10 protein-coding genes are annotated in these 9,760 nt (G+C 40.2%); 1 reads left to right on the forward strand and 9 read right to left on the reverse strand.

The genetic code is table 11. From position 1 onward, the window contains the following. Positions 1-3: 3 nt before the first annotated feature. On the reverse strand, positions 4-870 hold the full coding sequence (locus FS608_RS14565) for a mechanosensitive ion channel family protein (protein ID WP_144552074.1): 867 nt from the start codon (positions 868-870) through the stop codon (positions 4-6). Positions 871-1,029: 159 nt separating this feature from the next. Here FS608_RS14565 and yyaC point away from each other — a divergent pair, with 159 nt between their 5' ends. Continuing rightward, complete coding sequence (gene yyaC, locus FS608_RS14570) at positions 1,030-1,650, forward strand: spore protease YyaC (protein ID WP_144552077.1); 621 nt, start codon at positions 1,030-1,032, stop codon at positions 1,648-1,650. Positions 1,651-1,691: 41 nt separating this feature from the next. On the opposite strand, the gene FS608_RS14575 is transcribed toward yyaC, so the two are convergent. The 8 genes from FS608_RS14575 to FS608_RS30810 form a co-directional block, all read right to left on the reverse strand. Then, on the reverse strand, positions 1,692-2,399 hold the full coding sequence (locus tag FS608_RS14575; RefSeq protein WP_144552080.1) for a DUF554 domain-containing protein: 708 nt from the start codon (positions 2,397-2,399) through the stop codon (positions 1,692-1,694). Positions 2,400-2,485: 86 nt separating this feature from the next. Beyond that, positions 2,486-3,337, reverse strand: a complete 852-nt coding sequence (locus tag FS608_RS14580) for a ParB/RepB/Spo0J family partition protein (RefSeq protein ID WP_144552083.1) — start codon at positions 3,335-3,337, stop codon at positions 2,486-2,488. After that, complete coding sequence (locus FS608_RS14585) at positions 3,330-4,091, reverse strand: ParA family protein (RefSeq protein ID WP_144552086.1); 762 nt, start codon at positions 4,089-4,091, stop codon at positions 3,330-3,332. Before FS608_RS14585 ends, FS608_RS14580 begins: the two co-directional genes overlap by 8 nt. Positions 4,092-4,405: 314 nt before the next feature. Further along, positions 4,406-5,269 (reverse strand): nucleoid occlusion protein, encoded by an 864-nt coding sequence (noc, locus tag FS608_RS14590; RefSeq protein ID WP_144552089.1) that lies wholly within the window; start codon positions 5,267-5,269, stop codon positions 4,406-4,408. Positions 5,270-5,384: 115 nt separating this feature from the next. Beyond that, entirely contained in the window at positions 5,385-6,101 is a 717-nt protein-coding gene (rsmG, locus tag FS608_RS14595; RefSeq protein ID WP_144552092.1) for a 16S rRNA (guanine(527)-N(7))-methyltransferase RsmG, read from the reverse strand. A gap of 21 nt (positions 6,102-6,122) precedes the next feature. Next, positions 6,123-8,012 (reverse strand): tRNA uridine-5-carboxymethylaminomethyl(34) synthesis enzyme MnmG, encoded by a 1,890-nt coding sequence (mnmG, locus tag FS608_RS14600; protein ID WP_144552095.1) that lies wholly within the window; start codon positions 8,010-8,012, stop codon positions 6,123-6,125. A gap of 16 nt (positions 8,013-8,028) precedes the next feature. After that, positions 8,029-9,414: a tRNA uridine-5-carboxymethylaminomethyl(34) synthesis GTPase MnmE gene (mnmE, locus tag FS608_RS14605; protein WP_144552098.1), complete on the reverse strand. Its 1,386-nt coding sequence runs from the start codon at positions 9,412-9,414 to the stop codon at positions 8,029-8,031. Positions 9,415-9,565: 151 nt separating this feature from the next. After that, positions 9,566-9,760, reverse strand: a 195-nt coding sequence (locus FS608_RS30810; RefSeq protein ID WP_222127355.1) for a hypothetical protein, incomplete at its 5' end; no start/stop codon positions are given.

The following is a 9,760-nucleotide window of genomic DNA, read 5'->3' on the forward strand; positions in this document are numbered from 1 at the left end:
CCCTTATTTAGGTTGTCCAGAGCCATACATGACCACTTTTGGATCAGGAGCCTTAATGCCATTTTCGTCTAATTGAAGCTTAATATCCCTGCGAATCATGCGAGAAACGCCAGCCTGCTTCATTGGCTGTGTTTCTGCGACAACACGTAAGACAATCTCTGTTGCACCCATGGTTTGAATCCCTAGTAATTCAGGAGGCTTCACTAATTCCTCATATTGAGCTGGCATATACTGAATTGCTTCCTCAATTACTTTTTCCGCCTTAGCGATGTCCTCTCCATAGGCGATCGCAATATCTACAACCGCGATACTATTATTAATGGAGAAGTTGGTTACTTCAATAATACTGCCATTTGGTAAAATATGCAGTTCTCCAGTCCAACTTTTAATTTTTGTCGTTCTTAACCCAATTGCTTCGACATTTCCTTCAAATTGACCGATACGAACATGGTCACCTACGGAAAATTGGTCCTCAAAAATAATAAAAAAGCCGCTGATCACATCTTTGACTAAACTTTGCGCTCCAAAACCTACAGCTAAACCGACCACCCCAGCACCCGCAATTAGTGCTTTTACATCAATTCCTAACACAGAAAGAATCATCATAAAGGCAATAAAATAAACAACATAGGAAAGGACATTATCGAGCAGCCGTGAGAGTGTTTCTTCTCTCCGTTCTGACGTACTAAGCGGTGAGAGGTTTCTAATTTTAAAAATGTTATGGATCATTAATTTTCCAATCCGTATCAGGATATTGGTAATAATTAAAATCGCAATAATTTTTAACAGCCCTTCGCCTAGAGCTAACCATGTATCTTCATTTTGGAATTTATCGATTAATTTTTGCATTCCCTTTTGTGTAAGAGTCATTTAGACACCATCCTCTAAAACCTTTTTGCCAATTCTATTTTAGCAATTATTTTATGCAGTTAATAGCATTATGAATTTTCCTTTTTTACCCGCTTCATGTATAGATTTACTGAAAATTCCGTATAATAGTAAGACTATTTATCGTTAGGGAGTGACTTAATGAATCTAAAATCCAACTTTTTTGATAGGAGGGCCAAAGCGCGAATCAGCCATGATGATCTGCATGCTGCTGAAAACCTCGCTGAAGAGCTGCTTACGAATATTCCTACTGTAACAAGCCGCCCGATTGTCTTTGTTTGTATTGGTACGGACCGTTCCACGGGAGATTCATTAGGGCCGCTTGTTGGGACACTACTAGAAGAAAAGGACCTGCGGACATTCTATGTGTACGGGACATTAGATGAACCGATTCATGCCGTTAATTTGGCTGATAAGTTAAAGGAAATTCAGGAAAAACATGTTGATCCTTATATCATTGGCATCGATGCTTGTCTGGGAAGAGTCAAAAATGTCGGAGTGATTCAAGTGGGGAATGGTCCTGTCAAACCAGGGGCAGGAGTAAACAAAGAGCTGCCAGCAGTCGGTGATATACATATCACAGGCATCGTCAATGTCAGCGGGTTTATGGAGTTTTTTGTCTTACAAAATACTCGCTTAAATCTTGTAATGAGAATGGCCAAAACGATTGCCAATGGCATCTATCAAGCAAGTCTGATCTACCCTAAGCAAAATTGGACTGAATTAAACTTAAATTGGCTTGAAGAAGAGAAGACAAATTAAAAGAGCAGACGGGTGTAACCGAATGCTCTTTTTTGCTAAATTTATTGAACAATATAAAGAACCGATACAATCAACCCTGTGACGACGATACCAGGCAGGAGATTGGCTACCTTAATTTTCACCATTCCCGTTAGATTTAAGCCAATCGCAAAAATCATAATTCCGCCTGTAGCTGTCATCTCGACAATAAACTGATCCATTAATGCCTGCGGAACAAATCGATCAATCTGGGTTGCAAATAGGGCAATGCCCCCTTCATAAAGGACAACCGGAATCGCCGAAAAAATAACCCCAATTCCCAATGTTGTCGTTAAAATTAACGACGTAAATCCATCGATTAACGATTTAGTATACAACACATCATGATCACCGCGAATGCCGCTATCAAGCGCGCCAATAATCGCCATTGCCCCAATCACAAAGATTAATGTCGCCGTAACAAATCCTTCAGAGATACTACCTTTTCCATTAGAAGGGCCTACTTTCTTCTCCAGCCATAATCCCAAATCATTTAATTTATCCTCCAGTTTTAACGCCTCACCAGCTACCGCTCCCACAACGAGGCTGATAATAACAATGAGGAAATTTTCACTCTTTAAACCCATTTGTAAGCCTAACACCATGACAGATAAGCCGATGGCATACATGACAGTTACCTTCATTCCCTCAGGAATCCGGTTTAACAACTTCCCAAGAAGTGTGCCGACAACTATTAAAAGCCCATTGACCAGAGTTCCTAATAAAAACATCTTACATCCACCTTTTTTCGATGTTCGAAATATATTTCTTTTAAACTATCACAATAATAAAAAAAAATAAACCACCGTTTGATGGTTTATAATGATGAATCTTCCTTATGGAGCATCTCTAAAATTCGTTCTAAATCCTCTTTTGAGAAAAACTCAATTTCAATCTTCCCTTTATTCTTGTTCTGCTTAATATTAACCGTCGTCCCAAACCGTTCCCGCAGGACATGTTCCCGTTCCTTGATAAACACATCTTTCTTCGGTTCTGGCTTTTTCGTTTCACGTGGAACATTTTCATTTAATTGTTGAATCAGTTTTTCTAACTGACGGACATTCAATGCTTCTTTGGTTATTTTTTCAACAAGGCTTGGCAGTTTTTCTTTTTGGCGAAGACCTAATAAGGCACGTCCATGGCCCATCGATATTTTCCCGCTTGAGATTAATTCTTGAATCTTTTGAGGGAGGGAAAGGAGACGGATATGGTTGGCGATATGCGGCCGGCTTTTCCCTAGGCGCTTCGCTACCTCTTCTTGTGTCAACTTTAATTTTTCCATTAACAATTGATAGGCTAATCCTTCTTCAATTGGATTTAAATCTTCCCTTTGCAGGTTTTCAAGGACGGCCAATTCCATCATTTGCTGTTCCGAAAGTGTCCTAACTACAGCTGGAACAGTTTCAAGTTTTGCCTCTTTCGCTGCACGGAATCTCCGTTCGCCTACCACTATTTCGTAGCCGCGAATACTTTTTCTAACAACGAGCGGCTGCAGGATTCCATGCTCGATGATCGACTCTTTTAATTCATCAATTGTCTCTTGTTGGAAGGTTTTACGAGGCTGATATGGATTGGGACGTAATTCGTTCAGTTTAATTTCTAGAACGACTTCCTCTTTACTAGCATCCGCAAAAAATGCATTAAGGCCTTTTCCTAAACCTTTAGCCATTTGAGACCACTTCCTTTGCTAAATCTAAATACACCTCAGCACCACGGGATTTGGCATCATAGGTAATAATCGGTTCACCATGACTTGGAGCTTCACTTAGACGTACGTTCCTTGGAATAATGGTTTTATACACTTTATCTTGAAAATATTTTTTCACTTCTTCAATGACTTGAATGCCTAGATTGGTCCGTGCATCAAGCATGGTTAATAAAACGCCTTCAATTTTCAAATCCTGATTCAAATGCTTTTGAACAAGTCTTACCGTACTTAATAATTGACTTAAGCCTTCCAAGGCATAATACTCGCACTGAACAGGGATTAAGACGGAATCAGAAGCTGTTAAGGCATTAAGGGTTAATAAGCCTAATGATGGCGGACAATCAATAATAATATAATCGAATTGGTCTCTTACTTCTTCTAATGCACGCTTCAAACGAACTTCTCTTGAAATGGTCGGTACCAATTCAATTTCTGCTCCTGCCAGCTGAATGGTGGCTGGCATTGCATACAAATTTTCAACCGATGTAGATTTAATGACATCCTTTGCTTCTACATCATCAACTAAAACATCATATATGCATTGGTCAACTTCTGCCTTTTCAATACCAATCCCGCTTGTTGCGTTTCCTTGCGGGTCCGTGTCGACAAGCAGGACACGTTTTCCAATATATGCTAAGCAGGCACCTAGGTTGACAGAGGTAGTCGTTTTTCCGACTCCGCCTTTTTGATTCGCGATTGCAAGAATTTTGCCCACGATGTCACCTACCCTTTTATTCTCTCAAAGTTTTATTCTGCTATTCTCTTAAATTTTATAAAAATATTGTTCATTTGGCTAATTTAACCTTATTGGCTAAAAGAAAAATTCCATTCCTTTATTTTAGCATGAAACAGATAGGTTGTTGGATTTTTTCTCAAAATATTCAAATGTCAGCTGGTAAATAAATCGCTAGATTGGCGGGTAGTAGACATCCCATATCCAAACATTACCACTAATCATGATGCTTCCCAAATAAAAAGAATCAAACATTTGAAATGTCTGATTCTGGGATCTATTTATCTAGTTATCTGTTACTTTTTCTTTGGTATACGGATTGTAAATTGGTAGAATTCGTCAAATTCCTCTTCCTCAGCATCAAGGTTAATTCCGCTGTCTGTTACCATTGTTAAGGATTGGCGAATTGTATTGACGGCAATTCTCATATCTTTACTGAAAGCTTTCCGTTTTGGTTTCGGCTTTTCATTTTTTTGTTCGAGTAGTTTAACAACCCGCTCTTCGGTTTGCTTAACGTTAAAGTTCTTTTCGATAATTTCCGCCAAGAGTGCTACTTGTTTTTCAGGATCCTTGAGGGGGATCAACGCACGCGCATGTCGCTCTGTAATTACTTTCGATAATAATGCCTCTTGAATCGGCTGAGGTAATTTAAGAAGACGAAGTTTGTTGGCTACCGTTGACTGCCCTTTCCCAAGGCGTTGTGCTAAGGCCTCCTGGGTCAAGTTGTGCAATTCCAGCAATTTTCCATAGGCCATCGCTTCTTCAATGGGGGACAGCTCTTCTCGCTGCAGGTTCTCGATTAATGCAACAGACGCCGTTTCTGTGTCCGATAAATTTTTGACAATCGCCGGAGCCTCGGTCCAACCGAGCTTTTTCATCGCACGAAAACGCCGTTCTCCAGCGATAATTTCATATTGTCCAATGGCAAATTCTCTCACGACAATCGGTTGAATAATACCATGAATGTGAATGGTTCTAGCTAATTCTTCAATTTTCTCTTCATCAAAAACCGTCCGAGGCTGAAAGCGGTTTGGAACTATATGGTCAATTGGTATTTTATTGATTTCCTCGTTTTTTTCCGTAATCAGCTCTTTTTCAAGTTCAACCTCTGGTTGTCCCTTATCGCCGAGGCCAAAAAAGCGTGTAAATGATTGTTTCATCCCCAACACCACCTTTACGAAACTCCCTATTACTAATTCTCTGCCTAGTTCTATTCTTCCTGCCTAGAATAACATGTTTGCTTTAAAAATTGTTAGTTTCCCCAAATTGTTTTACTTATTCAATCGGTGTCTTTCCTGGTGTCCCAGGCTTACGCGGATATTTCTTTGGTGTTTGTTTTTCCTTTTTTATGATGAGAATATTCCGTTCACTTTCTTCCATTGGAAGCGTAAAAGTAAACATTTCCTCTAATTTTCCGCCAAGGGTGGTGATTGCCTTTTGACCCATTCCTAATTCATCCTTAGCATGGGCGGCCTTCATGGCAATAAAATGACCGCCTACTTTGACGAGTGGTAAACAAAACTCACTCAACACGGACATTCTGGCCACCGCCCTTGCTGTTACTACATCAAAATTTTCACGGAATTCCGGATTAACCCCGAAAGTTTCCGCGCGATCATGAATAAAATGAACATTTTCTAAATTTAATTCCTTAGCAAGATGATTTAAAAATGAGATTCGCTTGTTCAATGAATCTACAATCGTAACCTCAATATGAGGGAAAACAATTTTTAATGGAATACTTGGAAATCCTGCACCCGCCCCAACATCACAAAGATGAAAAGGCTTTGTGAAATCAAAATAGAACGAAGCTGTAATGGAATCATAAAAGTGCTTTAAATACACCTCCGCTTTATCGGTAATAGCGGTGAGATTCATTTTTTCATTCCATTCGACCAATGTTTCAAAATACTTCTCAAATTGGTCGAGCTGCACACTTGTAAGGGTAATCCCTTTTTCCTGTAAATTTGCTGCAAATTGTTCGATGATCATTCAGTAATCTTCCTCACATAATTATTCATTCGAAACCCTTGCGATCTTGCCTTGTTCTAGGTAAACAAGCAAGATGGAAATATCGGCTGGATTAACTCCGGCTATCCGGGATGCCTGGGCAATGGACAGTGGTTTGACTAACTTTAGTTTCTGCCTAGCTTCTGTCGCAAGTCCGGAGACGGCGTCATAATCGATATTCTCAGGGATTTTCTTATCTTCCATTTTCTTCAATCGTTCAACCTGCTGCAGAGACTTTGTAATATACCCATCATATTTCAGTTGAATTTCCACCTGTTCCTTTACCTCTTCATCTAAGGCAACTTCACTAGGAAAAATGGTTTCAAGTTGATGATAGGACATCTCTGGTCTTTTTAATAAATCAGAGGCACGGATTCCATCCTTTAATTCACTGCCGCCAATGCTGCGTATCATTTCTTGAACCTCTGCGGTCGGTTTCAAGAACGTTGACTCTAAGCGCTGCTTTTCGGTTTCAATTGCGTCTTTTTTTGTTAAGAACTTTTCATAACGGTCATCACGGATTAAGCCAATTTGGTGGCCTATTTCCGTAAGGCGTAAATCAGCATTATCATGGCGTAAAAGAAGGCGGTATTCTGCCCTTGATGTTAACAAGCGATAGGGTTCATTCGTCCCTTTTGTAATTAAATCATCAATTAACACCCCAATGTACGCATCTGAACGACTTAATATTAACTGATCACGGCCCAGTGCATTTAAACCAGCATTAATCCCGGCCATTAAACCTTGTCCTGCTGCTTCTTCATAGCCAGATGTCCCGTTAATTTGACCAGCAGTATAGAGATTTTTAACGACCTTTGTTTCAAGCGTTGGCCACAACTGTGTAGGAACAATCGCATCATATTCAATCGCATAACCAGAGCGCATCATTTGCACATTCTCAAGTCCAGAAATCGATTTTAGAATTTGCTGCTGAACATCCTCTGGTAAACTTGTTGACAACCCCTGCACATATACTTCCTGCGTATTCCTGCCTTCAGGCTCAAGGAAAATTTGGTGACGCGGCTTATCATTAAAACGGACCACTTTATCCTCAATCGACGGACAGTAACGCGGACCTGTTCCCTTGATCATTCCAGAAAACATTGGTGAGCGATGGAGATTCTGATCAATAATTTGGTGCGTTTCTTCGTTTGTATAGGTTAACCAGCATGGCAGTTGGTCCGTAATATATTTGGTTGTTTCATAAGAAAACGCTCGAGGCGTATCATCACCCGGTTGGATTTCTGTTTTACTGTAATCAATGGTATTACTATTGACGCGCGGCGGCGTTCCCGTTTTGAAGCGAACCAGGTCAAAACCTAGTGCTTCAAGATGTTCAGATAATTTAATCGAAGGCTGTTGATTATTCGGTCCACTCGAATACTTCAAGTCACCAATAATAATTTCACCACGTAAGAAAGTTCCAGTTGTAATGACGACTGTTTTGGCGCGATAAACAGCTCCCGTCTTTGTAATGACACCGGTACAAACGCCATCCTCAACGATTAATTGCTCGACCATTCCTTGAATTAAGGTCATATTTTCTTCTTCTTCAATCGTTTTCTTCATTTCATGCTGATAGGCAAACTTATCTGCCTGGGCCCGCAACGCCCGTACGGCCGGACCTTTACCAGTGTTCAGCATTCTCATTTGGATATAGGTTTTATCAATATTTCTACCCATTTCTCCGCCGAGGGCATCAATTTCACGAACGACGATTCCCTTCGCTGGTCCTCCAACCGATGGGTTACATGGCATAAAGGCAACCATATCGAGATTAATAGTGATCATTAATGTTTTCGCGCCAATTCTTGCAGCAGCAAGGCCTGCTTCACATCCGGCATGTCCTGCCCCAATGACAATGACGTCAAAATTTCCTGCTTCGTATTGCATGTTGTCACTCCTCTTTCTATTTACCTAGACAGAACTGAGAGAATAATTGGTCAATCAAGCTCTCATGAACGCTTTCACCAATGATTTCGCCAAGTAATTCCCATGTTCTCGTTAAATCAATTTGAACAATATCTATCGGTGTCCCCATTTCTACTCCTTCAATCGCCTCTTCGATCGACTGTAAGCTTTGGCTTAATAAGCCGATATGGCGGCTATTGGAAACATAGGTCATATCGCCAGCTTCAATCGAACCCGCAAAAAATAATGAAGCAATGGCTTCCTCTAACTCATCGACACCACGATCTTCAAGTAAGGAAGTGGTAACAACCTTGTGTTCTTTTGCTAAAGCATATACTTTCTCAAACTCGATTTTTTGCTCCAAGTCTGTTTTATTAACGATAACGATGACATCCATTCCTTTGACTACTTCAAAAAGCTTTTCATCTTCTGCACTCAGCTGCTCCGCATAATTTAACACTAGCAAAATCAAATCTGCCTCTTGTAAAACCTGACGGGAGCGCTCAACTCCAATTCGTTCGACAATATCCTCTGTTTCTCTGATCCCCGCAGTGTCCAAAAGCCGAAGTGGGACGCCGCGAACATTCACGTATTCTTCAATGACATCCCTTGTTGTTCCAGGAATATCCGTTACAATCGCTTTATTTTCATGGACAAGGCTGTTTAAGAGCGAAGATTTTCCTACATTGGGGCGGCCAACAATTGCTGTTGACAATCCTTCTCGTAAAATTTTTCCTTGTTCCGATGTTTGTAGCAGTTTTTTGATTTCCTCCCTGACAAAAAGGGCTTTTTCTGACAGCATTTTATGGGTCATTTCTTCCACATCGTCGTATTCCGGATAATCAATATTAACCTCAACATGAGCCAGGATTTCTAAAATCTCCTGTCTGAGTCTCTGAATCAACTTCGATAAGCGGCCTTCCATTTGTCCTAGCGCTACATTCATCGCCCGATCTGTTTTGGCTCTGATTAGATCCATTACTGCTTCCGCTTGCGATAAATCAATCCGTCCATTTAAGAAAGCCCTCTTTGTAAATTCACCTGGTTCAGCTAGTCTTGCTCCATTCGTCAGCACTAACTGAAGGACTCTATTCACAGAAACAATACCGCCATGGCAGTTTATTTCCACTACATCCTCTTTTGTAAAAGTTTTCGGACCCTTCATCACAGAAACCATAACCTCTTCGACCACTTGTTTCGATTTCGGCTCGATCAGATGTCCATAGTGAATCGTATGGGTGGCTGCTTCAGTCAGCTTTTTCCCGCCGATACTTCTAAATAGCTTGTCTGCAATTTCAAACGCATCATCACCGCTTAAGCGGACAATAGCAATCGCTCCTTCTCCCATTGGAGTGGAGATGGCCGCAATCGTATCATATTCCATTTCCTTCACCTCACATTAAAAACTGTTTATCTATATAAAAAATGATTTTTTCTCCAAAACAATAGAATACCACATCATTTTCTGTTGAAAAAGTAAACCTTCTCGACCTTTAACTATCCACAATTCACTTTTATCCCATTATTATTTTAACTTATCCACATGTGAATAACAATAAAACGAAAAATGAGAAAAGATTTAGGTTATCAACAACTTCTTTTTCGACATTTTTTTCAGAAGCAAAAAAACACCCTATCATTCGATAGGATGTTTCAGACTGTAGACAAACTCGAAAAAAACGAGCTTGCCTACAGTTTTTTTGTTGTAAAATAGTAGTAATAAAATCTTG

This window comes from Bacillus sp. X1(2014) (assembly GCF_007678255.1).